This is a genomic window from Parvibaculum sp. (genome assembly GCF_046297875.1).
Taxonomy (GTDB): Bacteria; Pseudomonadota; Alphaproteobacteria; order Parvibaculales; family Parvibaculaceae; genus Parvibaculum.
The window spans coordinates 2,930,186-2,954,217 of sequence record NZ_JBKBHD010000001.1 but is presented as its reverse complement, the minus strand read 5'-3'; the positions used below and the strand labels follow the sequence as shown (position 1 = coordinate 2,954,217).

22 protein-coding genes are annotated in these 24,032 nt (G+C 61.1%); 18 read left to right on the top strand and 4 right to left on the bottom strand.

Going from position 1 to position 24,032, the window contains the following annotated elements; all coding sequences use genetic code 11:
* The 7 genes from ACK4FH_RS14530 to ACK4FH_RS14500 form a co-directional block, all read left to right on the top strand.
* Positions 1–994, top strand: a 994-nt coding sequence (locus ACK4FH_RS14530) for a hypothetical protein (protein ID WP_409815041.1), incomplete at its 5' end; no start/stop codon positions are given.
* Between the two features lie 150 nt (positions 995–1,144).
* Positions 1,145–1,951 (top strand): enoyl-CoA hydratase/isomerase family protein, encoded by an 807-nt coding sequence (locus tag ACK4FH_RS14525; protein WP_409815038.1) that lies wholly within the window; start codon positions 1,145–1,147, stop codon positions 1,949–1,951.
* A 14-nt stretch (positions 1,952–1,965) separates the two neighbouring features.
* The gene (locus ACK4FH_RS14520) at positions 1,966–3,846 is read left to right on the top strand and encodes an amidohydrolase (RefSeq protein WP_409815036.1); all 1,881 of its coding nucleotides are present in this window, start codon (positions 1,966–1,968) and stop codon (positions 3,844–3,846) included.
* 15 nt (positions 3,847–3,861) lie between these two features.
* Complete coding sequence (locus ACK4FH_RS14515; RefSeq protein ID WP_409815033.1) at positions 3,862–5,379, top strand: thymidine phosphorylase family protein; 1,518 nt, start codon at positions 3,862–3,864, stop codon at positions 5,377–5,379.
* A complete protein-coding gene (locus ACK4FH_RS14510; RefSeq protein ID WP_409815031.1) occupies positions 5,376–6,269 on the top strand; it encodes a ribose-phosphate diphosphokinase in 894 nt (297 codons plus the stop codon). The genes ACK4FH_RS14515 and ACK4FH_RS14510 overlap by 4 nt, the downstream gene beginning before the upstream one ends.
* A 7-nt stretch (positions 6,270–6,276) precedes the next feature.
* A complete protein-coding gene (locus tag ACK4FH_RS14505; protein WP_409815029.1) occupies positions 6,277–7,878 on the top strand; it encodes an MBL fold metallo-hydrolase RNA specificity domain-containing protein in 1,602 nt (533 codons plus the stop codon).
* 91 nt (positions 7,879–7,969) lie between these two features.
* Positions 7,970–8,569 carry a TetR/AcrR family transcriptional regulator gene (locus ACK4FH_RS14500; protein ID WP_409815027.1) on the top strand — a complete coding sequence of 200 codons (600 nt, stop codon included), beginning with the start codon at positions 7,970–7,972 and terminating at the stop codon, positions 8,567–8,569.
* 6 nt (positions 8,570–8,575) lie between these two features.
* On the opposite strand, the gene ACK4FH_RS14495 is transcribed toward ACK4FH_RS14500, so the two are convergent.
* Both ACK4FH_RS14495 and ACK4FH_RS14490 read right to left on the bottom strand, forming a co-directional pair.
* The gene (locus tag ACK4FH_RS14495) at positions 8,576–9,607 is read right to left on the bottom strand and encodes a glutathione S-transferase N-terminal domain-containing protein (protein ID WP_409815025.1); all 1,032 of its coding nucleotides are present in this window, start codon (positions 9,605–9,607) and stop codon (positions 8,576–8,578) included.
* Between the two features lie 27 nt (positions 9,608–9,634).
* Positions 9,635–10,708, bottom strand: a complete 1,074-nt coding sequence (locus ACK4FH_RS14490; RefSeq protein ID WP_409815024.1) for a DUF2855 family protein — start codon at positions 10,706–10,708, stop codon at positions 9,635–9,637.
* A gap of 227 nt (positions 10,709–10,935) precedes the next feature.
* Between ACK4FH_RS14490 and ACK4FH_RS14485 the strand changes: the two genes are divergently transcribed.
* The 5 genes from ACK4FH_RS14485 (at position 10,936) to ACK4FH_RS14465 (ending at position 16,869) form a co-directional block, all read left to right on the top strand.
* Entirely contained in the window at positions 10,936–11,361 is a 426-nt protein-coding gene (locus ACK4FH_RS14485; RefSeq protein ID WP_409815022.1) for a DUF1330 domain-containing protein, read from the top strand.
* A gap of 139 nt (positions 11,362–11,500) precedes the next feature.
* Positions 11,501–13,195: an alpha/beta fold hydrolase gene (locus tag ACK4FH_RS14480; protein WP_409815019.1), complete on the top strand. Its 1,695-nt coding sequence runs from the start codon at positions 11,501–11,503 to the stop codon at positions 13,193–13,195.
* Between the two features lie 35 nt (positions 13,196–13,230).
* On the top strand, positions 13,231–14,124 hold the full coding sequence (phaZ, locus tag ACK4FH_RS14475) for a poly(3-hydroxyalkanoate) depolymerase (protein WP_409815017.1): 894 nt from the start codon (positions 13,231–13,233) through the stop codon (positions 14,122–14,124).
* Between the two features lie 105 nt (positions 14,125–14,229).
* A complete protein-coding gene (locus tag ACK4FH_RS14470) occupies positions 14,230–15,882 on the top strand; it encodes a sulfatase-like hydrolase/transferase (RefSeq protein ID WP_409815014.1) in 1,653 nt (550 codons plus the stop codon).
* A 15-nt stretch (positions 15,883–15,897) separates the two neighbouring features.
* Positions 15,898–16,869, top strand: a complete 972-nt coding sequence (locus ACK4FH_RS14465; protein WP_409815012.1) for a formylglycine-generating enzyme family protein — start codon at positions 15,898–15,900, stop codon at positions 16,867–16,869.
* A 9-nt stretch (positions 16,870–16,878) separates the two neighbouring features.
* Here the strand turns inward: ACK4FH_RS14465 and aguB are convergent, their stop codons facing one another.
* The gene (gene aguB, locus ACK4FH_RS14460; protein WP_409815010.1) at positions 16,879–17,754 is read right to left on the bottom strand and encodes an N-carbamoylputrescine amidase; all 876 of its coding nucleotides are present in this window, start codon (positions 17,752–17,754) and stop codon (positions 16,879–16,881) included.
* Between the two features lie 191 nt (positions 17,755–17,945).
* On the opposite strand from aguB, the gene ACK4FH_RS14455 reads away from it, so the two are divergent.
* From ACK4FH_RS14455 to ACK4FH_RS14435, 5 genes are all read left to right on the top strand, one after another.
* Positions 17,946–18,695 (top strand): energy transducer TonB, encoded by a 750-nt coding sequence (locus ACK4FH_RS14455; RefSeq protein ID WP_409815008.1) that lies wholly within the window; start codon positions 17,946–17,948, stop codon positions 18,693–18,695.
* Positions 18,696–18,877: 182 nt separating this feature from the next.
* Entirely contained in the window at positions 18,878–19,228 is a 351-nt protein-coding gene (locus ACK4FH_RS14450) for a hypothetical protein (RefSeq protein ID WP_409815005.1), read from the top strand.
* Positions 19,188–19,898 carry a zinc-binding dehydrogenase gene (locus ACK4FH_RS14445; RefSeq protein ID WP_409815002.1) on the top strand — a complete coding sequence of 237 codons (711 nt, stop codon included), beginning with the start codon at positions 19,188–19,190 and terminating at the stop codon, positions 19,896–19,898. Before ACK4FH_RS14450 ends, ACK4FH_RS14445 begins: the two co-directional genes overlap by 41 nt.
* A gap of 33 nt (positions 19,899–19,931) precedes the next feature.
* Positions 19,932–20,804, top strand: coding sequence for a hypothetical protein (locus tag ACK4FH_RS14440; protein ID WP_409814999.1), 873 nt, complete (start codon positions 19,932–19,934; stop codon positions 20,802–20,804).
* Positions 20,805–21,166: 362 nt separating this feature from the next.
* Positions 21,167–22,321, top strand: a complete 1,155-nt coding sequence (locus ACK4FH_RS14435; protein WP_409814996.1) for a DUF1329 domain-containing protein — start codon at positions 21,167–21,169, stop codon at positions 22,319–22,321.
* A 6-nt stretch (positions 22,322–22,327) separates the two neighbouring features.
* On the opposite strand, the gene ACK4FH_RS14430 is transcribed toward ACK4FH_RS14435, so the two are convergent.
* On the bottom strand, positions 22,328–23,461 hold the full coding sequence (locus ACK4FH_RS14430) for a PQQ-dependent sugar dehydrogenase (RefSeq protein ID WP_409814993.1): 1,134 nt from the start codon (positions 23,459–23,461) through the stop codon (positions 22,328–22,330).
* An 82-nt stretch (positions 23,462–23,543) separates the two neighbouring features.
* On the opposite strand from ACK4FH_RS14430, the gene ACK4FH_RS14425 reads away from it, so the two are divergent.
* Complete coding sequence (locus tag ACK4FH_RS14425) at positions 23,544–23,984, top strand: hypothetical protein (RefSeq protein WP_409814990.1); 441 nt, start codon at positions 23,544–23,546, stop codon at positions 23,982–23,984.
* The last annotated feature ends 48 nt before the right edge of the window (positions 23,985–24,032 follow it).

Below are 24,032 nucleotides of genomic sequence, written 5' to 3'. Positions count from 1 at the left end.
GAACGAGCGGCAACGGCACCAGCAGCAGGCGGCACAGCAGGATCGCAAGCGCTATCAGCAGCAGGTGCAGCGTCAGAGCGACCAGCAGCAGGACTGGCAGTTGCGGCAAGCCCAGCAGCAGGATCGCAAGCGCTATCAGCAGCAGGTGCAGCGTCAGAGCGACCAGCAGCAGGACTGGCAGCTGCGGCAAGCCCAGCAGCAGAATCAGCAGCGCCATCAGCAGCCGGTTCAACGCTACAGCGATCAGCCGCGCGACCGGCAACGCCATGACAGTCACCAGCAGGTCGCGCAGATCAATCGCAATACGGCGTGGCGTGGCTCAAATGAACGGCGCCACATCCAGAACCAGACGCAATACACGCGGCCCTACAAGCCCGTCTATGCGGATCGCCCGTGGTATGGCTGGCATGGCAGCCGCAAGCCGCATTCGCACGGCCCCATCATCGTTTACAGGAACGTCAACTACTACGTCACGATTCCGCAGCCGGTCTATGTGCATCACGTGTCGGGCTACAGCTACAGCGACTACTATTACAGCGGCCCCTATGCCGGTTACGATTCGGTCTATCGCTATGACAGCTACGGTTATGGCCACCGCTATTCGGCCTGCAACAGCGATGCTGTCGGCGCCGCAATTGGTGCTGTTCTCGGTGGTGTCATCGGTGCTGACAAGGGCCGCGGCGCCGGCCCCGTCATTGGCGGCGCCCTCATCGGCGCCGTGCTCGGCGGTGTCATCGGCAGTTTGGTCGACTCCACCAATCAGGCCTGCGTCGGCGACGTGCTCGAATATGTGCCGTCGAATCAGCCCGTCTATTGGCAGGACCCGCATAGTGGTTATGGCTACGAAGTTACGCCGCTACGCACTTGGGAGCCCCATCCCGGCCAGTATTGCCGCGAATATCAGACGGTCGTGACGATCGGCGGCCGCGCCGAACAGGCCTATGGCTATGCCTGCCGCCAGCCGGATGGCTCATGGCAAGTGGCCAATAGCTGACCGGACTTTCCTGGCCTTGAAGGCGGCGCAGCGATTGCGCCGCCTTTCCTTTGCCTGCGACAGGAAAACACTGGGCTTTCCGCCGCCGGGACGCCATCATTCCCTTAGCAAAGCGGCCTGCAGAAGCCGCGTCAGCCGCAAGGAGGGGGCATGTCCGTCAGCGAAAAGATCGGTGATTTCATCACCATTGAACGCGAGGGTCGCGTTGCGACATTGCGCTTCGACCGCGGTGACCGTGTAAATGCGCTTTCCGTGCAGCTTTTGCGAGACCTCACAACGGCTGCCCGGGCGCTGCGCGACGATGTGAGTTCGAGCGCCATCGTGCTCACGGGCGGCAATGCGTTCACCGGCGGCGCCGATCTTGCCGATCCCGCCATGCGTCAGCGCGCCGAAGCGTCGCTGCTTGAGCGCCGGGAGATGCTGCGCGCCGGCCCCGACATGTGCGACGCTTGGGAGGCGCTCGATCAGGTGACGATTGCCGCCATTGAAGGCTTCTGTATCGGCGGCGGCGTGGCGCTTGCCGTGGCCTGCGACTTCCGTATCATGGGCCGCGGTGCGCATTTCCGCCTGCCGGAAATTCCGCTCGGCATGAACATGAGCTGGCACACCCAGCCGCGCATGGTGAACCTGATCGGGCCGTCGCGCGCAAAACAGCTCACAATATTTGGCGAAAAGGTCGATGCCGCGAAGGCCGAGCAATGGGGTCTTGCCGACGAGATTTGCGACGATGGCAAGGCGCTTGAAACGGCGCGCCGCTGGGCGGAGAAGGTGGCCGCCCTGCCGCCCGTCGCGATCCGCATGGCAAAGCGCGGCATCACCAATGCGGCGACGGCGCTGAATGCAGTCTCCACCTTCATGGATGCCGACCAGTTCGCGCTCGCATCCACCAGCGAGGATCACCGGGAGGCAGTCGCCGCTTTCCTCGAAAAGCGCAAGCCGAATTTCACAGGACGCTGAGGGGGAGGCGAGACATGCCGCATAACAGGCCGGAAACGCATGAAAGCGGTTGCCCCTGCTGCTCTCCCTATATCTGGGAGGCCTATCAGCTTCGCCATCCAGGCTTGAGCCGGCGTGGATTTTTCGGCGCAGGGGCGGCGTTGACGGCAGCCGGCCTCGCGCTGCTCGGCGGCAGGAAGGATGCGGCGGCAGGTGGCCTTGCCACGGCGCTCGCCTTTTCCGCGCCCGCGATCGCCAATGTCGATACACGGCGCGCACGCCTCGACGCGGCAGCGGGCGTCACCGTCTATCGCGGCGGCACGATCCGCACCATAGGCGCTTCGGCGCCTCTGGCTGAAGCCGTCGCCGTTTCAGGTGGGCGCATCGTCGCGGTCGGCAGCGAGGCGGACGTGGCGGCACGCGCCGGGCGCGATGCAAAGCTCGTCGACCTTGAGGGCCGCACCATGCTGCCGGGTTTCATCGATTGCCACGGCCATATCTCGATGACGGCACTGCTGATGGGCTTTCAGAACCTCGCGCCGGAACCGGCCGGTCCCATTCGCAGCATCGAAGATATCAAGTCCGAGCTTCGCAAGTTCCGCGAGCGGACGGGGGGCGGGCGAGGCGGCTGGATTCTCGGCGCGATGTATGACGATTCACTTCTCGCTGAAAAACGGGCCTTGACCCGAGCCGATCTCGACGAAGTATCCACGGATCAGCCTGTGCTTGCCTATCACGCCTCGCTTCACGTCGTCGTGGTGAACTCCGCCGCCCTGTCGCTGCTCGGCATCAATGCCGATACACCCGATCCGAAGGGCGGCGTCATCCGCCGCTGGCCGGGCACGCGCGAGCCGAATGGCATATTGGAAGAAGGCGCGATCACGCTTGCCATGCCGCGCCTGCCGCAAGCCTCGCGCGAAGAACTTCTCGATCTGCTCGACGAGGTTCAGAACCGTTACGCCGCCTGGGGTATTACCACGGCGCAGGATGGCGCAACGCGGCGCCCGGATTTCGAGCTTCTCTCGCTTGCCGCCGAACGCGACAGGCTAAGGATCGACGTCGTCGCCTATCCCTTCTTCACCCATATCGAGGATCTGGCGCGTGGCGATATCGAAATGCAGCGCGACTATAACGGCGTCAAGGTGGGCGGCATCAAGATGATGCTGGACGGCTCGCCTCAGGCGAAGACCGCATGGCTCACGAAGCCCTATGAAGTCGTGCCGCCCGGTTTCGACAAGAATTATAGCGGCTACCGCATTGTCGATGACGAAGCGGCGGCCAACATGGTCGATGACGCCTTTGCCCGTGGCTGGCAGGTCTATGCCCATTGCAATGGCGATGCGGCAGCAGACCAGTTCATCGCTGCCATCGACAAGGCAACGAAAAAACATGGTGCAGGTGACCGTCGCGCCACAGTCATCCACGCACAGACGTTGCGGGAAGATCAGCTTGACGACATGGCGCGGCTCGGCGTCATGCCGTCCTATTTCGTCACGCATACCTTTTACTGGGGCGACTGGCACCGGGACTCGGTTCTGGGCGCTGAGCGCGCGTCGCGCATCAGCCCCGTCCGCACCACCATCGACCGGGGCATGCGCTACTCGCTCCACAATGACTCGCCGGTCGTTCCCTCCGATTGCCGAATGTTGCTCTGGTCCGCCGTCAATCGTAGGACGCGAAGCGGCAGGGTGCTGGGTGAGGAACAGCGTATATCCGCCGAAGAGGCCTTGCGCGGGATCACCATCGATGCCGCCTATCAGCACTTCGAGGATGACATCAAGGGCTCCATCGAAGCAGGAAAGCTCGCCGATCTCGTCATTACCGAGCAAGATCCGGTCAACATTGATGCCGACGAACTGCGCAATCTCACAATCGCCGAAACGATCAAACGCGGCGAGACAATCTATCGTGCATAAGGAAGTCGAAAGCCGATGATGCTCAGGATACGCCGCATCCCGCTCGATACGCTGCGGGAAAATGTGGCCGTACTCGCCTCGAATTGCATTGCGCTCCGCCCGGAGGCTTTTCAGGCCTTCAAGCGGCTGGAGATTCACAATAACGGCCATTCCATCATCGCCAGCCTCGACATCTGCAGCGATCCGTCGATGGTCGGCCCGGATGAAATCGGACTGACGGAACCTGCCTTTCGCCGCCTCGATGTGAAGGAGGGCGGGACAGTGACGATAGCGCCCGCGCGCAGCCCGCAGAGCCTCGATCATGTGCGCGCCAAGATCGTCGGCGAGACGCTCGACCGCTATCAGATCGAATCCATTATCCATGACATTGTCGGCTATCGCTATTCCGACATGGAGATCGCCGCCTTCCTCGTTGCCTGCGCGGGCTTTCTCACGACAGATGAACTGCTCCACATGACCTTTGCGATGGCCGATGTCGGCAATCACATGACGTGGAACGCGCCGGTCGTGGTCGACAAGCATTGCATCGGCGGCATTCCCGGTAACCGGACGACGATGGTCGTTGTGCCTATCGTCGCGGCGCATGGTCTCACCATGCCAAAGACATCTTCTCGTGCGATCACCTCGCCGGCAGGCACGGCGGACACGATGGAGGTGCTCGCTCGCGTCGATCTGTCGATGGATGAGATGAAATCCGTGGTTGAGGAGTGCAATGGCTGCCTCGTCTGGGGCGGTCATGTGAATCTTTCTCCTGCCGACGATATTCTCATCGGCGTCGAGCGCCCGCTCAACCTCGATACGCGCGAGCAGATGGTTGCCTCCATCATGTCGAAGAAGAAAGCGGCAGGCTCGACCCATCTGGTGATCGATCTGCCGGTTGGTCCGTCTGCGAAGGTGCGCGATGCGATGGAGGCGATGCGCCTGCGCAAGCTGTTCGAGTTCGTGGCCGACGCCATGAAAATCCATGTCGATATTCTCGTTACCGACGGTGCCCAGCCGATTGGCCGCGGTGTCGGTCCGGTTCTCGAAGCCCAGGACGTGATGGCAGTGCTTGCCAATGATCCGGCAGCGCCGAAGGATTTGCGGGAAAAGTCGCTTCATCTGGCAGGCCGCGTGATAGAGGCGGACCCGGCGGTCCGTGGAGGCGGTGGCTATGAGCGCGCAAGACAATTGCTGGAAAGCGGTGTCGCGCTTGAATCGATGAACAAGATAATCGATGCACAGGGAAGGGCGCCTGTGGCGCCGAAGCCCGGCCCCCTTACGGCCGACATTTGCGCGAATGCCGATGGTGTGGTCGCCTCCATCGATTGCTTCCGCATCGCCCAGCTTGCGCGTCTGGCAGGTGCACCGCTCGATCGTGGCGCAGGTCTCCTCATGCTGAAGCGGATCGGCGACCGGGTAGAGGCAGGCGAACCTCTCTACCGCATCTATTCAGCCGGTGAATCCCATTTCCACTTTGCGGTCGACGCCGCGAAGGAAATCAATGGCTTTGCGCTTGCGAGCCCCGGGGCAAAAAGCGGTGGTGCAAAGTGAGCGCCGTTTCGCTTTTCACCTTTGCGCATGGCAAAGAACACGCCGCCTGCCTCGCAGCGGTGCTTTCCATTTCACTTTCTGAAATCGGCGTTCATCGTTTTCCCGATGGCGAGTCCCGTGTGACGGCGCCGGGTGCCACCGCAACGTCGATTGTCTACTGCCCGCTGGATCGGCCCAATGAGAAGCTCGTCGAACTGATGTTCGTGTCGGACGCGCTGCGCCGCGGCGGTGCAGGCCGGCTCGTCCTCGTTGCGCCCTATCTCTGCTACATGCGGCAGGACAAGGCGTTCCATGAAGGCGAAGCCGTAAGCCAGCGGGCGATGTCGCGATTCCTTTCGTCCTGCTTCGACCGCATCGTCACCGTCGACACGCATCTTCATCGTGTTTCGCGCATAGACGAAGTTTTCCCGGATATCGAGGCGCAGAACCTGACCGCCGCCGATGCCATTGCAGATTTCGCAAAGGGGCGGGGGCTCGGCGCCGATGTGCTGGTGGTGGGGCCCGACGATGAGTCGATCCAGTGGGCCCGCCGTGTCGGCGATGCACTTGGCGCCGAGGCGATTGCCGGCCGCAAGACGCGGCATGGCGATCGCAAGGTCGAGATAGAATTCCCCCACGGCGATGTAAAGGGCCGGACTGTCCTGTTGCTGGATGACATTGTGTCGAGCGGTGGCACGGTTTTGATGGCCATATCGAAATTGAAAGAGAAGGGCGCCGCCTCGATCCACCTCGCCGTCACTCATGCACTGTTCGACGATGTAATGGAGCATCGCCTGCGCAAGGAGGGCGCGGTGTCCATCTGGTCAACGACATCGGTGCCGCACCCGACCAATGAAATTTCCCTCGCGCCTCTGCTGGCGAATGCCCTTCGCGTCGAAAAGGTGAAGTGAGAGATCAATGACGATTTCGCTGAATATTCATGGTGCCGCCCGAACGGTCACGGGTTCCTGCTTCCTCCTGCGCGCGGGCAAGACGAAATTCCTTGTCGATTGCGGCATGTTCCAGGGCTCGAAAACGCTAAAGGCGCTGAACTATGCGAACTTCCCCTTCAGACCCGAAGAGATCGACTTCGTTCTCCTGAGCCACGCGCATATCGACCATTCGGGGCTGCTGCCGAAGCTTGTGAAAAATGGCTTCACCGGCCCCATCTATGCCACGCATGGCACCTTCGATCTGCTTACCTGCATGCTGCCGGACTCTGCGCATATTCAGGAATCCGAAGTCCAGCAGCTCAACCGGCGAAATGCGCGGCGCGGCCGCGATGAGGTCACGCCCATTTACGGCATGACGGATGTGGAGACGACGTTGCGCATGTTCAGCCCGGTCGTCTATGGCGCATGGGTGGAGCCTGCACCGGGCGTTCGTGCGCGTTTCTGGAATGCGGGACATATTCTTGGCTCGTCATCGGTCGAGATTGAACTGCGCGCCGATGGAGACAAGCCGCATACGCTTCGCCTGCTTTTCTCCGGCGATATCGGCCCCGATGTGACGAGCTTTCACCCATCGCCGGATTCGCCGGAAGACCTCGACTACATCATCTGCGAGGCGACCTATGGCGCGCGGGAGCGCGGCCTCATGTCGCTCGAGCAGCGGCGCGATCTCGTGGCGAGGGAGGTGAACGAAGCGCTCAAGGACAATGGCGCGCTCATCATTCCCTCATTCGCCGTCGAGCGCACGCAGGAGCTCCTGTCCGACCTGCTGGCTTTGGCGCACAAGCGCCGTATCCCCCAGGTGCCGATCTTTCTTGACTCGCCACTTGCCATCCGCGCGACGGAAATCTTCATGGACCATGCAGATGAGCTGGAGGACGGGGAGACCTTCAAGCACCTCATGCGCTCTCCGCTCCTGCGGACCACCGAGTCCGTTCAGGAAAGCATGATGATCGAGCGCATGGATGGCGGCCATATCGTCGTCGCCGCCAGCGGTATGTGCGATGCAGGCCGTATCCGCCACCATCTGAAAAACCGCCTCTGGCGCCAGAATACGACCGTGCTGCTGGTCGGCTATCAGGCGGAAGGCACCCTTGGCCGCATATTGCAGAACGGGGCGGAAGCCGTGCGCATCCAGGGCGAAGAGGTGAAAGTCCGCGCCCGCATCCGCACCCTCGATATTTTTTCCGGCCACGCGGATGGCCCGGGGCTCGCCCGCTGGGTGGCGGATCGCGGGCCGGTGAAACGAGGCATCATCCTTGTGCATGGCGAGGATGAAGGCATTGCCGGGCTCCATGAGAGGCTCGCCGCGCTCGGTCTCGACGGCGACCGGATATTTGCCCCTGCGCTCGACGACGAACTGGACCTGCTGGCTGAAACACCCGCTACGCGCGAGCGCCCCGCCGCACGACGCCTTCAGCCCGAAAGCGTCGGACGGACCGATTGGCACAATGATCTTTCCGAGCTCTGGCTCGATATTGGCGCTGAGCTCGAAAGAGCTGCGGATGACAAGGCCCGCCGCGTCATTCTACGCCGCGTCCGGCGCGCACTCGAAAGTGGCAGTGAATAGGTCTATAGTTTTCCAGAGGGGGAAGGCGCCTGTAGCAATTGCAGGCGCGGTTTGGGAAGATGCAAACGGCAATATCGATGAGTTTCCCCGAATGACCGACAGCTCCATCAAGAAACAGGACGGACGCCGCCTCCGCAGCGCGGCAAGCCGCCTTCGTATCGTCGAGGCCATGCGCGATCTGATACGGGAGGGCAATGTGGCGCCGCGCGCCGAAGAGGTTGCGACACGCGCCAATGTCGGTCTGCGCACCGTGTTTCGGCATTTTGACGATATGGAGAGCCTCTACCGCGAGATCGGCGCCCTTGCGATGATGGAAGCCGAGCCCTTGCTCGATCTGTCGGAGCCGACCGGCACGGTAGAGGAACGCTTGCAGCAGATGCTTGAGCGCCGCTCGCGCCTTTTCGAGCGCATCATGCCGTTCCGTCTGGCGGCCGACGCAAATACCCATCGCTCGCCCTATCTGATTGAGGACAAGAACAGGATGAATGCGGGCCTGCGCGAGCTGTTGCGCAATGCCCTGCCATCCAATATTCGCAAGGATCGAACTACCCTCGATGCGATGGACGCCTTGCTCAGTTTCGATATGTGGCGCCGCCTGCGTGTCGATCAGCGGCTTTCGATCCCGCAGGCGAAACGTGTCATCGAGGCGATGGGCCTCGCTCTTGTCGCTCCCGGACGCAACAAGCGCTGAACCGGTCTAGCCTTCGAAAAACGCCTCGCAACCGCTCCCTGCAAGCAGCTTGTCTACCGCCGCCCGGTCTGCCGGCGAAAGCGCCGCGCGCTTCTCGCGTAACCATTGCAGGCATTTTCCCTGATAGGGAAAGGGCTGCTGCACCCAGGGCTTGCCGTCGATCTCGGTTTCGACCCGCTCGGCATCTGTCATCAGCGCCTTCGCATTGGCGATGAGTGCCGGGGCGTAGACGCGGCCGATTTCCTTGAGCAGTCCGCCCAGTACACCGGCAATGGCATCGCGCGATATCCAGTCGCTCTCCACAGGTTCGAGACCGGACAAGTCTTCCATGATGTCGGTCCAGGCAAAGACGCGTGGCGCGCGCTTGAGCGTTTCTTCCATGGGGGTCGGATCGAAATGCGTGAGCTGCGTCAACTGCCCGAAAATGCCGAAATCGCTGCTGCCCGGGCGTTTTCCCATTACGAATGGCTGCTTCTCCAGAATGGCCTTCATGCAATCGAGAAAGCGCAGATAGCTCGCCTCGATCACCGGCGCCGTCGTGTCGTTCGAGCCGACGACATAGAGCCGCGAAATCTGCCTTTCGGCAAAGAACTTGCCCATCTTCAGATGGTCGTCCTCCGAGGCGGTAACGGCCCGCCAGCGCGGCAGGATGGCTGCCGCGCGCGCGATGTCGGGCTTGTAGTACCAGCGATAGTGAAACATCGCCTTGGTCAGCCATTCATCGGCATAATCCTCGATCAGGTAGTCGATGAAATCGGCGACCGGGTCCGAGGGCAGGGCACTCCGTCCACTGAACTCTTTTTCAAATCGCCGGATTAGCGGCGAGGAGTCGACAGCAGCCTGATAGTCGCCGCCATTTTCCTTCAGATAGAAGGTCGGCAGCAGTGGCACTTTCGGCGTGGGCAATTTCTTCGGCGTATCGTGGCCAGACAGGAAAAAGCGATAGGGAATGTGACGGTAGCGCAGCAGCGCCAGCATCTTGCGCGTGTAGGGGGAGCCCGGCGCGCCGCTGAGCAGCAAGGGTGTTTCGAGCGACATGGATTTTCTCCCTGTTTCTTTTTTCTTTCAGCCGAACGACAGAAGATGCCCTTCCGCCGGGTTGATGCGGCCCGCCAGCATGTCCGAATAGACTCTGGCGATTGCGGCCTCTCCGTGGCCCCGCTCGAGCTTCATCCATTTCCCGGCAGAGGTGGCAAAGGCGTCCCAGCTTTCGCCCACTTTCCGGTCATAGGCCTCATGGCCCCATTCCTCGTTCCGCTTTTTCATCTGGTCGGGCGCGAAAAAGAGATGCGGCTTGGCACCGGGCAGATTTGCGGGCGCGCGTGGCGCGTCCTTGTGCGAAAGCCCGACCGTCGTGCTTTCCACCAGATTGTCCCGGAAATGATGATGCACCGCCGACAGAACGTCCCCATTGCCTGCGAAGTCGACTACCGCCGTCGGGATCGACGCATCGAGGATTGAAACATCTTCATAGGTGACGGTCTTGTCGAAATAGCCCGAACTTTCGACGAAAGCCTTGTTGCCCTTTGAGGTAAGGCCGATAGCGGCAGGCCCCGATGGGCGCCGGCGGTTCAATCCGAAGCCCAGTCCGAGCCCTGTCTTGGATGAAGCGCTGATCGAGATCACCTGCTTCGCCCCGAAGAAACTGTTATCGGCCAGCCAGTCGTCGATCAGGAATGAGGTCGTGAAAAGCGGCCGCAGGATGGGCTCGAGGTCTTCATGGGCGCGCGGCCCCGTGATGCGCATGTAGTTGTTGTAGACGGGATGCAGGTCGCGGCGTTGCTTGTAAAGATCGAGGAAACTTCCGGCGCTGATCCTTTCGGGCTGCATGACGAGATAGTTCGCCATCGGCAGATAACCGAATATGCGCTCGCCCACCGCAACCTGCGGACATTTCGAGGCGACTATCCGCGCAAAGCCCCAGACAGGGATTTTTCCCCAACCTTCCTGCGCCGGAAAGAACGCCCAATAATTCAGCATGTCGCCAGCGACGGCATAGGTGATGTTATTCGCGGTCAGCGCAAACTTCTCGATTTCGGCAACCACTTGGCCGTCTTCCAGTTCCGCCGCCCGGTCGACCCATTGGGCCTTGGAAAAATCCTGCCGGTTGACGATGAACTCCCGGATCTGTGTGCTCATGTGGTTTCCTCCCCTGATGCGGCCGCGACATACCATCCTCTCACGTTACGGTGCTGTTGCGCATGAAATCCCTGTTCACCCGGCCGTCGAAATTTGCACATCGTGCCGTGGCCTCTTGCCGCTTGACCGGCGCAGCGAAAATGCCGATAAAATGACACGGATAGTGTCAATATAATGTGCCATCCTCTCCCGCGTCAATCGCGTTAGAGAGGGCCAGGAGAAGGCAGATGAAAGTCGAAAATGCATTGCGGCCGGGCGACGATCAGATGGAAGCCTTCTTTGGACCTGCAGGCGTGGACCGGGACGGGCCCGTCGTCATGGTCAATCTGCTGAAATTCCGGGCGAAGGCTGCCTACCCGGACGGAAGCGACGCCCATATCAGCGGCTTCGAGGCCTATACGCGCTATGGCATGGCCGTGAAGGCAATCATCGAACGTCTCGGTGGCCGGATGATCTATGTCGGCATCGTCGACGGATTGATGATCGGGGAGTGCGAAGAGCTCTGGGACCAGGTCGCGCTGGTTGAATATCCCTCCCGCGCCGCCCTGCTCGAAATGGTCAATTCGCCCGAATATCACGCGATCGAGCTGCATCGGGATGCCGGTCTTGCCGGGCAATTGAATATCGGTGCGAAGACGCTGCTGTCGCTATAGAGACCACGCATACCGCCCGATTGTCCTTTCGGCTGCCCTGCCTCTTGTGAGAGGCAACGGCCCGGCGCATCATGGCTTCCGGAATCTGCCATCCGGGGAGGGAAGGCAGGTCGCAACGATAGAGGCCGGGGAGGGCAATATGGCGAGGCGGCACAAGGAAGACGTTGGGGCGGGCATCGGTGAGGAAGCGGCTGAAACGCCGAATGTCCTGAGCCCTATCGTCGGCATCAGCCGCGAGGACGTCATGTCGGCCATCGGGGCGATCGTCGGCGGCGCTGCGCGCAACCCGTTCACCTTCATGCAGCATATCGGCTCCTTCGGCCGAAATGTTGTGGACATTATCGGCGGCCAGCAGAAATTCGCGCCCGAGCCCAAGGATCGCCGGTTCGTGGACCGTGCCTGGCAGTTGAGTCCGGTCTATAGCCGCATGATGCAGGGCTGGCTCGCCTTCCGCAGCGAGATGCACGAATTCATCAAGTCGCTTGAGCTCGATCCGGTGGAGCATGGCCGGGCCATGCTCGTCGCCGACATCATGATCGACGCCGTTGCGCCGACGAACAGTTTTGTAGGCAATCCATCGGCGGTGAAACTTGCCGTCGATACCGGCGGCCTCTCGCTGGTGCAGGGCCTGCGCCATGCGCTGGACGATCTGCGCCACAATCACGGCATGCCCTCGCAGGTCGACAAGACGCCCTTCAAGGTCGGCGAGAATCTCGCCACCACGGAAGGCGCCGTCGTCTATCGCAACGAGATGCTGGAACTCCTGCAATACACGCCGAAGACGGGCGAAGTGCGAGCCATGCCGCTGCTCTTCGTGCCGCCGCAGATCAACAAATATTATGTGCTCGATCTCACCCCCGAAAAGAGCATGTCGCGCTATCTCGTCGATCAAGGCTTCCAGGTCTTCGTCGTCAGCTGGCGCAATCCGGGGCCCGAGCATCGCGACTGGGGTCTGGCCGACTATGTGTCGGCGCTGGTCGATGTCATCGGCGTCGTGACCTCGATCACGGGGTCTGAGAAGGTCAATATTTCCGGCGGCTGCTCCGGCGGCATAACCACGGCAACGCTCCTCAGCTACATGGCCGCGAAAGGCGACAAGCGCGTCAATTCCGTCACTTTCTGGGTCTGCGTTCTCGATCCGCGCATGGAAGACAGCGATGTCGGCGTGCTTGTCACCAAACGCGGCATTGAAATGGCGCGAAAGCGATCAGCCAAGAAAGGCGTGCTCGCGGGCTCCGATCTCTCACGCGTCTTTGCCTGGCTGAGACCGAACGATCTCATCTGGAACTATGTCGTGAACAATTATCTTCACGGCCAGAAGCCGCCTGCATTCGACGTTCTCTTCTGGAACAACGACTCCACCAATCTCACGGCGGCGCTTCATTCGGATTATCTTTCGCTATACGAGACGCAGCCTTTCGCCAATCCCGGCAAGGAAATGATCCTTGGAGAGACGATCGATCTCGGCCAGGTCGATATCGACGCCTTCATCGTCGGCGGCGTCACGGACCACATCACGCCCTGGAAGGCCTGCTACCGCACCACGCAGATGCTGACTGGCAAGCGCGAATTCGTTTTGTCAAATAGTGGACATATTCAGGCGATCCTGAACCCGCCCGGCAATCCGAAGGCAAAATATTTCGTTAACCAGAATCTTCCAGCCGCGGCGGACGAATGGGCTGCCGGCGCCTCGGAAGTGCAGGGTTCCTGGTGGGAACGCTGGGGAATCTGGCTCGGCGAGAGGTCCGGCGAAATGGTTCCGGCTCCGAAAAAGCTTGGCTCACGCAAATTTCAGCCTATGGATCCCGCTCCGGGTACTTATGTATTAGGCTGAGTGGTCACTGTGTGAGTCGAAAGGCCGGCCCCGGAATGAATGATCGGACACCGCGTTATCGCGACATCAGGGTGGGGTCGAATGTGCTTCGCACCGCCGTGTGGGAAGGCAAGGGGCACGGCCGTCCACTGCTGTTCTTCAACGGCATCGGTGCCAATATCGAGCTGATCGCGCCGCTCGCCGAAGCGATGCCCGATCGCGACATCATCGCCTTCGATGCGCCGGGCGTCGGCGGCTCGCCTGCCGCGGCCCTGCCATACAGACCCTGGCAATTCGCACGAATGGCCGCCGGCATTCTCGATGAGCTGGGCTACAGCGAAGTCGATGTCATGGGCGTCTCATGGGGCGGCGCCATGGCGCAGCAATTCGCCTTCCAGTTCGCCTCGCGCGTTCATCGCCTTATCCTGGCGGCGACGTCTGCCGGCTTCTTCATGGTGCCGGGCAAGCCGGCTGCGCTTGCGAAGCTTGCTCATCCCAAGCGCTACATGAATCCCGACTACATGATGCAGCATTTCGAAATGCTCTATGGCGACGAGCAGGATGGTGCGGATGGGCATGCGCGGCGCCTTCGTGCACCAAGCTTCCGCGGTTATTTCTACCAGCTTCTTGCCGGTATGGGCTGGACCAGCGTTCCTTTCCTTCCGTTCCTGAAAGCCGACACGCTGGTACTCGCGGGCGAAAACGACCAGATCGTGCCGCAGGTCAACGGCCGCTTCCTCGCCTCGCTCATTCCAGGCGCACGCCTCGAAGTTGTGCCCGGCGGGCATCTCTTTCTCGTCTCGCGCGCGAAGGAAGTCATTCCCCTGATCCGGGATTTTCTGGACGAGGCACCCGCCCGCCGCCCTTTCGCACGTAGCGATTTCGCGGGCGAGCGCCGGTTCCGTGGAACTCGCCGCACCGCTGCCGGGAAGCCTCGCCCTGCCGTTTGAGCAGGTCCGTTTCGCAATACGGAATGCCCGTTGATTCACCTTGTCCACCAAGATTGCTCCCGACTACGCTAATGACAGACATTAAATCGACGGGGGCAGGATGCCATGAAGATCGGAAAGCGCGCGCTTGCAGTCGGTGCCGGATTCGCCCTCATCGTTGCCGTGGGCGCGATCCTGTTCGACCGCTACTGGTACTATCTGCCTGGCGTCATCCAGTCGATCACCGACCCTGTTAAGCCAAATCGCGAAATCGTGTGGGAGGAGGGGCCTTCGGAGGTCTCGCTGCCGCCCTCGGAACGTGCGCCGAATATCGTCTTCATTCTGGTGGACGATATGGGGTTCAATGAACTGACCTATGGCGGCGGTGGGCTTGCTGACGGAACAGTGCCGACACCGAACATGGATTCCATCGCAAGCGGCGGCGCGATCTTCACCAATGGGTATGCCGGCAATGCGACCTGCGCGCCCTCCCGCGCGGCAATTATGACGGGCCGCTTTGCGACGCGCTTCGGCTTCGAATTCACGCCGGTGCCGCCCGCCTTCGCCAAAAACATTGCTGCCTTTGCCAATACTGGTGCCATCTATCATGGAGACCGAGAGAAAGACACGCCGCCGGTTGAGGAAATGAGTGTGCCGGTCAGCGAGATCTACATTTCGCAGATGCTGAAGGAGCAGGGCTACCGCACTCTGATGCTTGGCAAATGGCATCTTGGTGCGACAGATACCTCGCGTCCCGAAATGCGCGGGTTCGACGAAGCGCTTGGTTTCATGCCGGGCGCCGCTCTTTTCCTGCCGAAGAACCACCCTGATGTCGTCAACTCCATGCAGGACTTCGATCCGATCGACAGGTTTCTCTGGGCGAACCTGCCATTCGCTGTCCAGTACAACGGCAGCAAGCATTTCGCGCCGTCGGAATATATGACGGACTATCTCTCGAACGAGGCGGTGAAAGCGATCCGTGCAAATCGCAACCGGCCATTCTTCATGTATCTCGCCTATAATGCGCCGCATACGCCGCTTCAGGCGCTCAAGTCCGACTACGATGCACTCTCCCACATCGAGGATCACACGTTACGCACATATGCCGCGATGATCGTCGCGCTGGACCGGGGCATCGGAAAGGTACTCGACGAGCTTGAGGCGCAGGGCCTTGAGGAAAACACCATCGTGATCTTCTCGAGCGACAATGGCGGTGCGAACTATGTCGGCATCGCGGATCTCAACACGCCCTATCGCGGCTGGAAAGCGAGCTTCTTTGAAGGTGGCATTCATGTGCCTTTCTTCATGAAGTGGCCGGCACAAATTCCCGCTGGCACAAGGCTCGAAAATCGCGCCGCCCATGTCGATATCTTTGCGACCGCGGCCGCCGCCGCCGGTGCGCAGCTGGCCGAAGATCGCGTCTATGATGGTATCGACCTGATGCGTCACGTGCGCGGCGAGGCCGTCAGCGAACGCCCGCTCTATTTCCGGTCTGGCAATTACAGGACGCTCTTCAAGGGCGACTGGAAGCTTCAGGTTTTGGCGCGGCCGGCGAAGGCCTGGCTCTTCAACCTCGCCGACGACCCGGTCGAGCAGTACAATCTTGCGGAAGAAAACCCCGAGAAGCTTGCCGAGATGATGGCGGCGCTTGAAATGATAGATGCAGAACAGGCTGAACCGATCTGGCCTTCGCTCGTCGAAATGCCTGTAATGATCGACCGGCCGCTCGGTGGCGCACCGCGTGGAACGGACGACGAATTTGTGATGTGGGCGAACTAGGAGCCGGATTGCCGGATGAACCGGAGAATTCTCGTTGTCGGTCTTGTCATCGGATTGTTGGTGCTGTCCGCGCTTGCTGCTGGCGCGTGGATTCGTGGCGGGCAGCAAGCCGCGCGCCTCGCCGATGCCGGCCCCTTGAGCTGCGACTTCGCCGAAGCGCCGGTCACGCCCCATGAAGGCATGGTCTGGGTTCCGGGTGGCCGCTTTGTCATGGGCGACACCTATTACCCGGAAGAACGCCCGTTGCGCGAAGTCGCGGTCGATGGCTTCTGGATGGACCGGACGGAAGTGACGAATGCCGAGTTTGCCTCCTTCGTCGCGGCGACGGGCTATGTCACCGTGGCCGAACGCCCGGTCGATACTATGCGCAATCCGGGCTTGCCGCCGGACATGCATAAACCCGGTGCCGTTGTCTTCATCATGCCGAACAATGTCGATGGCAGCGGCAACATCGCGCAATGGTGGCAATATGTGCCCGGCGCGAACTGGCACCAGCCCGGCGGCCCCGGCACTTCAATCGAGGGACGCGAGCAATTCCCCGTCACCGCCATCGCCTATGCGGATGCGCTTGCCTATGCCGAATGGAAGGGCAGGGCGCTTCCCACCGAAGCGCAATGGGAATGGGCCTCGCGCGAGGCAAATCCACACGCGCAAAACAACCGCGACCAGCCAAAGGAAGCGAATACCTGGCAGGGGCTTTTCCCTGTCATCAACCTCGCCGAAGACGGCTTCGCCGGTATCGCTCCCGTGGGGTGCTTCAAACCCAATGCTCTCGGTCTTTACGACATGATCGGCAATCTCTGGGAATGGACGGCGGACCCCTATGCCGGCGCACCGGGCAGCCGCGTCATCAAGGGCGGTTCATGGCTCTGCGCGCCGTCCTATTGCCTGCGCTACAGGCCGGGTGCGCGCCAGCCGCAGGAAGAAGACCTAGCGACGACCCATCTCGGCTTCCGAACCATTCTCGTGGCGCCGCCGCCGTCCTGATCGCGCCCTTCAGCGCCGCGGTGTGCCGTCCAGCGTCAAGAGGTCGGTATAGAGTTCCGGCCGCCTGTCGCGGAACACGCCCCAGTTGAGTCGCTGCCGCCGCAGCACCTCTAGATCGAATGTCGCGGTCAGCACCGTTTCGCTAGTCTCGTCCGCCTCGGCAATCTTCGCGCCCATGCCATCGGTGATGAAGGACGAGCCGTAGAAAGTAATGCCGCAACTTTCGCCTTCCTCGCGCCCGATGCGATTGGAAGCGATGACGGGCACGAGGTTCGACGCCGAATGCCCCTGCATCGCGCGCTGCCAGTGGTCGCGCGAATTGATCTCCGGATCATGCGGCTCCGAGCCGATGGCAGTGGGGTAGAGCAGCACTTCTGCGCCTTTCAGCGCCATCGCGCGCGCGGGCTCCGGAAACCACTGGTCCCAGCAGATCGCCGCGCCCACACGGCCGACCGCCGTGTCGAACACGCGAAAGCCTGTATCGCCGGGATTGAAGTAATATTTCTCGCTATAGCCCGGCCCGTCCGGGATATGCGATTTGCGATAGAGGCCGAGATTGGCCCCGTCTGCGTCGATCATCACCAGTGAATTGTAGAGCGCATTGTTCTCCCGCTCGAAGAACGACACGGGCAGAACGACCTTGAGTTCCTTCGCGAGCGCGCTCATCGCGCGGATCGCCGGATTTTCCGATACCGGGAGCGCAAGCTCCATATATTCCGGCTTCATGTCCTTGCAGAAATAAGGCGTCTCGAAAAGCTCCTGCAGCAGGATCAGCCGCGCCCCGCGCGAAGCCGCTTCGCGGACAAGCTTCTCCGCCTTTGCGATATTCGTTTCGCGGTCGGTGCCGCAGGCCATTTGCGTGGCGGCGACGGTAAGGCTTGTCATGGCCGGACTCCCGTTTTTTGGCTCATCCGCTAGCAATGCCATGCCGAACGGGCTTCGCCAACCCTGCCAATGGGCATGACCGCCTGATATGGTGGGCGCCGACAGGATTGGCGCCGCGAACGGCAGGAATTTCGGCGGAAATGGTTTCAGTAGATGCGAGTGAGACAGGGGGAGAGGCAGAGGCGCCGCGCATGACGTTCCACGTCTCGCCGCCGCCACCGCCCCGGCCGCACACATGGACGCGCGAACTGGCGATCGCGTTTGGCCTTGCCGTCCTGATCAACCTGCTGGTTCTGCTGCCGCTCCTCTTTGTCGGCCCGAAGCAGACACCACCGGCGGAAGGTCCGGCAGCCATTGAGGTCGAGATCGTTCAGGAACCTCGGCCGCAGCCGGTGCCAGAACCTCAGGCGGAGCCAGAGCCAGAACCTCAACCGCAGCAGCAACAGGAAATCAGATCGCCATTCCAATTCGGCTCCGACGACGCGCCGGAAGAGCCGGCCGACACCGAACGGGCAGAGCGGGAAGTGCCGCGCCCGCTTGAGGAAACGCCGGAAAGGGCAGCGCCCCGCGAGAGGGCCGAGGCGCCGCCTCTGCCGGAATGGGCTCAGACCATTGAGCGGAGTTACAGCGCCGCTTCGCCGGATAGCGGCAGGCAGGTAGGCCGGGGCGATGCCTATGGCCGGATGCTCAGGCAGCGCCTCAACGCAAATCTTGTCTTGCCGCCCAATCTCGATATCGCGCGCATTGTTGCCCCCCATGCTAATGTCTCCTTCGACAGGTCCGGCAGGCTCGTCAATCTGGTGCTCGTCCGCCCGTCGGGATCGCCTGCACTCGATCAGGCCATGCTGGATGCAATCAGGCGGTCCTTCCCCGTGCCACCGATCCCGGCCCATATCCCTGACAATGTCGTGACCCTTCCGCTTACTCTCGATTTTCAGTGATTTTCTTGCCCGGCCAGGTATCAAAGCCCATACCCACCCTTTAGGGTGGGTATGGGTGGGAGAAACTGTTTCAGCATGCGACGCTTGTAACGCTGCCTGGGGAGGAAAGCGTGCTGAAACGGTTAAGTAACTGGATTCGAAGGGAAAAATCCTCGGATCCCGTAGCAGGGGGAGGAGCGGCAGTGGGCAGGATTGCGCGTCACTGGTATTTCAACAAGCGCCCGAAAGACGTCATCGAGGCCGATACGCTGGTTCTGCGCGAAGACCCCGTACCCGCCCTTGAGCCCGGCCAGATCCTCATTCGCAGCCTCTATATGTCGCTCGATGTGACCAACCGCGTCTGGCCGAGCGACTGGGACACCTATATGGACCCGCTGCCCCTCGGCGCCCGGATGCTCGGATTTATTTTTTGGCGAAGTGGCGGAATCGCAAAATCCCGCTTTCCCGAAGGGTTCGCTGGTGACCGGCATTGGAACCTGGTCGGACTGGATCGTGACCGACGCCGAGGGCTGGGCGCCCTTTCCCCGGCCTGAGGGTATTCCGCTATCCGACGCCTTCGGCATTCTCGCCGTCGCCGGCCCCACGGCCTATGTGGGGTTGCTTGAAATCGGCAAGCCGAAACCCGGCGATACAGTCGTCGTCACGGCGGCAGCAGGCGCTGTCGGCGCGCTTGTCGGCCAGATCGCGAAACTGCATGGCTGCCGCGTCGTCGGCGTTGCGGGCTCCGATGACAAATGCAAATGGCTGAAAGACGATCTCGGCTTCGATGCCGCCATCAACTATCGCAAGGAAAACCTGCTTGACGCGCTGAAGCGCGAGGCGCCGAACGGCATCGACGTGCAATTCGAGAATGTCGGCGGAGACCAGCTCGATGCGGGCCTCACCTTGATGAATGAGGGCGGCCGCGTCGTAGTCTGCGGTCTCATCTCGACCTATAATTCGTCGGACCCGGTGCCGGGGCCTTACATGTTTCGCAATGTCATCATGAAGCGCCTGACCATTCAGGGCTTCGTCATTCTCGACTATGCGGCGCATTTTCCCGAGTACCACGCGGAACTCATCGAATGGATGCGTACGGGAAAGCTCAAGTATCGCATCCACATCGAAGACGGTCTGGAGAACGCCGTGGATGCGCTGCGCATGCTCTACACTGGCGGCAATAACGGCAAGCTGATGGTACGCATCGCGCGGGAAGCCGCCTGAGGCATCCGGGAAAAAGTCCCGTAGCAAGCGGGCTTGCGCAATCCAGACGGCGTCTTCCATTGGACAGCGTCGAACGATCCGGTTCTCGCAGGCACGCCATTCTCCATAAGCAATACAGGCGTCTATTCTGCGGCCGTGTGGTTCACCTATGCCGGTATGGCACGGCTCAACGGCTTCACGGGGTTTAATACGGCAGTTCGTGAGTTCCAGCCCGCCACAGGCGCACTCGGCGCGGTGGAATTGCCAACCCAGCCTCTTGTCGCCTCGGAGCTGGATCTCTTCTTCCAGGCTCTCGGTCCGCTTCGTGATCATATCGCGCGGGTCTATCCACGTGAAAATATCTTCGGTCTCGGCGCGAACTATATCGTCAATGCCGACCCAGGTTCGTTCTTCGACCAGCTCGTGATCCGCAGCGAGTTCACATGGACACCGGACAAGCACTTCACGAGCCCCGATCTCAGCCGCACACATATTGTGAAGGACGAATATGTAGGCTCGCTGGTCTTCGAGAAGTATCATCGATTCTCGCAGGAATTCCCTGCGACCTTCATGGTGCTGCAATATCTGCACAAATCCGAAAGCGACATGTTCGGCCGTCACCTGAGCGGCATGGGCGCGACGGGTGAGCGAGACAGCGGTCTGCCCACAGGTAACAGCTCCTTCAATGCCGATGCTTTCGCCATGCAGCAGCCTTTCCCGAACCTGATCTGGCGGGCGGACATGGCAGTATTCTACGACCTGAAGGGCGGCGCATTGATCCAGCCGAGTCTGCGCTGGAAGCCAAGCGCGGCCTGGACGGCGGAAGTCTTTGCCAACATCACGCTCTCCGATGGCGGCAATGACGACATCATCGACACGATTGACTGGGCCGACGAACTGGCATTCCGCATTACCTACCAGTTCTGATCTCCGTCGTCGTTCCCGCCCGGAGAGCCGGTGCCTTGACATAGAGCTTGTTTATGCAGGCGCCCGTGTACCCCAAGGCAGGCACCGGCGCTCCGGGCGGGTACCTTCACAAACAGGGTTTGACAACCGGCGGAGATAAAAGTGCATATCCGTCGTTTCGCACATGACTACTCGCGCCGAACATTTCTCAGCCGCATCGGCAGAGGGATTGTTGCACTTGGTGTCACAGCTCCCTTGTGGAAGACGGTTGCCGCGCATGGCGACGCATCGCGGGCCTATCCTGACGAACTTCTCTCAATTGAACCCACACAAGGGGTGCGATCTCCACCGGCGGGCGTATCGACGCCGGCAATGTCGATCTCGTGAAGGATCTGCTGGATCCGATCCGTTATCGCCAGATCAGGGAGATGGGACGTGTCCTCGAAGTTGTCGCGCCGACGACAGACATCATGGCGTTGAGCCCCTGGGAATATCTCGAGGCCACGTTTCGTAACAAGGGCAAGGCGCGCTTCGACAGGAGCGGCAATGTCGTCACTGCGGACGGTGAACCATGGATCGGCGGGAATCCCTTTCCCGACCCCAAAAGCGCTCTCGAGATTTTCGCAGGCCTGACACTGAGCTGGGGCCGCCACGACATCTCGGTCTATGCGACGCGCGAGGAAGACCTCTCACCCGACGGCACTGTCGACTACAGATATGAATCGGTCTGGGCGGAGCTTGCGCCGGTCGGCCGCGTCGCCGTCGATCCGAAACCCTATTGGCCCCAATTCATCGACAAGTTTCGCTTCCAGTCGGTGGCTTTCACATCACCGAACTCGGAAAAGGGAACCTCTTTCCTCAATATCTGGCCCTATGACCAGAACGAGTTTCCCGAACTCTATGGCTACCTTCCGGCCTTCAAGCGCATCCGCCGCTTTCCCACCAATCAGCGTTTCGAGCCGCTGATCGCCGGCTCCACCATGTATCTGTCCGATGCCTGGGCGGCGGGCGATCCATTGCATACATGGGGAAACTACAAGCTGGTGCATCAGGGCCCGGCGCTCGCCGCGCTGTCGGACGGTTGGGAGGCCGGTCACCCGAACTGGCAGCACCGCACACATGGCGGACCGAACGGCGTCACTTTCTGGGATACCAAGGTTCAGCTCGTCCCCGAAGCATTGGTCGTGGAGGCGGAGCCGGTCCGTTTTCCTCGTGCACCTGTCGGCAAGAAGTGGGTCTGGTTCGACGCCCGAACCCTCTTGCCCTTAGTGATGGTTTCTTTCGACCGCAGCGGCAAGGTGTTTCGCTCGTTCGACGGCGCATTCTCGCAATACAAGCAAGGCAGGGAAGTGGTGATGGACGGCGCTCACCCGTATTGGTCTTGGACACATGTCCATGCCCACAATATCCAGACCAACAGGATCACCAGGCTGGAACAGGTGCAGCGCATTACCGGCGGTCATACCATGATGGTCAATGACCAGTCTGCTTATGACCGCTATCTGACAATGAACGCGCTTCGCCGTCTTGGGATTTAGTCTGTCTCAGCGCGCGGGCGTGACGCGCAGCACGCTGCCGCCTTCGCCATCCGTCACGAGATAGAGATAGCCATCCGGCCCCGACCGCACATCGCGGATGCGCTTGTCGAGTTCCGCAAACAGCACTTCCTCGCCCGCCGGCTCGCCATTCTCCATCTTCACCCGGCGGACATGCTGTGCCGCCAGCGCGCCGACAAAAATATCGCCCTGCCATTCAGGGAAGGCGTCGCCGCGATAGATGGTCATGCCCGACGGCGCGATCGAAGGCGTCCAGTCCACGATGGGCTGTTCCATGCTCTCATATTCGGTGAACGGTGAAATCCGTGCACCAGAATAGTCGATGCCGCGCGTGATGACCGGCCAGCCGTAATTCTTCCCCGGCTCGATCACGTTGATTTCGTCGCCGCCTTGTGCGCCATGCTCGTGTTCATAGACCCGCCCGCTTGCTGCATCGTAGACGAGCCCCTGCTGGTTGCGGTGCCCATAGGACCAGATTTCCGGCAGCGCCCCTTCGCGCCCGACAAACGGATTGTCGCTGAGCGCCCTTCCGTCCCGGCCGATGCGGAGGATCTTGCCGAGATGGCTGCCGAGATTCTGCGCCTCCTCGCGATAGTCGAAGCCATCGCCAATGGTGACGAGCATTGTCTCGTCCGGCAGGAAGGCAATCCGCCCGCCGTAGTGGACCGGCGTGTCCTTCGCGGGCGTTGCGTCGAAAATTACCGCGAGATCGGTCAGCGCCTCGCCGTCGAAACGTGCCCGCGCCACCCGTGTTCCATTGCTCTTGGGCGTGCCATGCGCATAGGATAGATAGACGAGGCTGTTTTCCGCGAAGTCCGGGTCGAGTACCACGTCGAACAAGCCGCCCTGGCCCGCGAAATAGACCGCCGGTACACCGGCCACCGGCTCGTCCGCCAGCGAGCCGTCCCGCATCACGCGAATCTGGCCGGACAATTCCACAATCAGCAGCGAGCCGTCCGGCATGAAGGTCAGGCTCCAGGGATGGTCAAGCCCTTCTGCCACCGGAACGATCTCGTAAGCCGCCACTCCCTCATTCTGGGCAACGGCATGTGCCGCCCCGAGCAGTGAAAGCGCGATTGCCGCGCCCGCGAGCGCGCTGAATTTCCGCACCAGTTTCGCCATTCGCTGTTTCCCGTCCCTTCCGGTGATATTTTATGCGATCATATAGGTATAAAGCGGCCGAAAGAAATCGTGGGGAACGGAAATGCGGATTTTGAAGCTCGTACTGGCCTTTGTCGCGGCGGTCATCGTGACGACGATTCTCGGCGCCGTCTTTCACACCCAGTTCGTGATCGGGCGCCTGACGGATATGGGCATCGCCGTTTCCTTCTCCGACCGCCTTGCGACCACCTTGCATGACATTGGGGGCATGGCTCCGCTTTTCGGCCTGGTCATCGCGGGGGGCTTTCTCATTGCTTTCCTCGCAGGTGCGCTGGTCTATCGCTTCGCGGGCACGCAGCGCAATCTTGTCTATGCCGTCGCGGGCGCCGTCGCCATTGGCGTGGCGCTTTCCGCGATGGGCATGGTCTACAACATCACGCCAATTGCGGGTGCCCGTTCATGGGCAGGCTTCATTGCGCAAATGGCCGCGGGCGCGCTTGGGGGCTATGTCTTCGCGCTCATCTCGCGTGTGCGAACGGCCTGAAAACAGGGCAGGGGCAGGCTGCTTTTCGGGCAGTTTGCCTTTCCAGGA

Coding starts and splice junctions, on each gene's coding strand:
- ACK4FH_RS14525 (WP_409815038.1), top strand. CDS start 1,145: ATGTCCGTCAGCGAAAAGATCGGTGATTTCATCACCATTGAACGCGAG.
- ACK4FH_RS14520 (WP_409815036.1), top strand. CDS start 1,966: ATGCCGCATAACAGGCCGGAAACGCATGAAAGCGGTTGCCCCTGCTGC.
- ACK4FH_RS14515 (WP_409815033.1), top strand. CDS start 3,862: ATGATGCTCAGGATACGCCGCATCCCGCTCGATACGCTGCGGGAAAAT.
- ACK4FH_RS14505 (WP_409815029.1), top strand. CDS start 6,277: ATGACGATTTCGCTGAATATTCATGGTGCCGCCCGAACGGTCACGGGT.
- ACK4FH_RS14500 (WP_409815027.1), top strand. CDS start 7,970: ATGACCGACAGCTCCATCAAGAAACAGGACGGACGCCGCCTCCGCAGC.
- ACK4FH_RS14495 (WP_409815025.1), bottom strand. CDS start 9,607: ATGTCGCTCGAAACACCCTTGCTGCTCAGCGGCGCGCCGGGCTCCCCC.
- ACK4FH_RS14490 (WP_409815024.1), bottom strand. CDS start 10,708: ATGAGCACACAGATCCGGGAGTTCATCGTCAACCGGCAGGATTTTTCC.
- ACK4FH_RS14485 (WP_409815022.1), top strand. CDS start 10,936: ATGAAAGTCGAAAATGCATTGCGGCCGGGCGACGATCAGATGGAAGCC.
- ACK4FH_RS14480 (WP_409815019.1), top strand. CDS start 11,501: ATGGCGAGGCGGCACAAGGAAGACGTTGGGGCGGGCATCGGTGAGGAA.
- phaZ (WP_409815017.1), top strand. CDS start 13,231: ATGAATGATCGGACACCGCGTTATCGCGACATCAGGGTGGGGTCGAAT.
- ACK4FH_RS14470 (WP_409815014.1), top strand. CDS start 14,230: ATGAAGATCGGAAAGCGCGCGCTTGCAGTCGGTGCCGGATTCGCCCTC.
- ACK4FH_RS14465 (WP_409815012.1), top strand. CDS start 15,898: ATGAACCGGAGAATTCTCGTTGTCGGTCTTGTCATCGGATTGTTGGTG.
- aguB (WP_409815010.1), bottom strand. CDS start 17,754: ATGACAAGCCTTACCGTCGCCGCCACGCAAATGGCCTGCGGCACCGAC.
- ACK4FH_RS14455 (WP_409815008.1), top strand. CDS start 17,946: ATGACGTTCCACGTCTCGCCGCCGCCACCGCCCCGGCCGCACACATGG.
- ACK4FH_RS14430 (WP_409814993.1), bottom strand. CDS start 23,461: ATGGCGAAACTGGTGCGGAAATTCAGCGCGCTCGCGGGCGCGGCAATC.
- ACK4FH_RS14425 (WP_409814990.1), top strand. CDS start 23,544: ATGCGGATTTTGAAGCTCGTACTGGCCTTTGTCGCGGCGGTCATCGTG.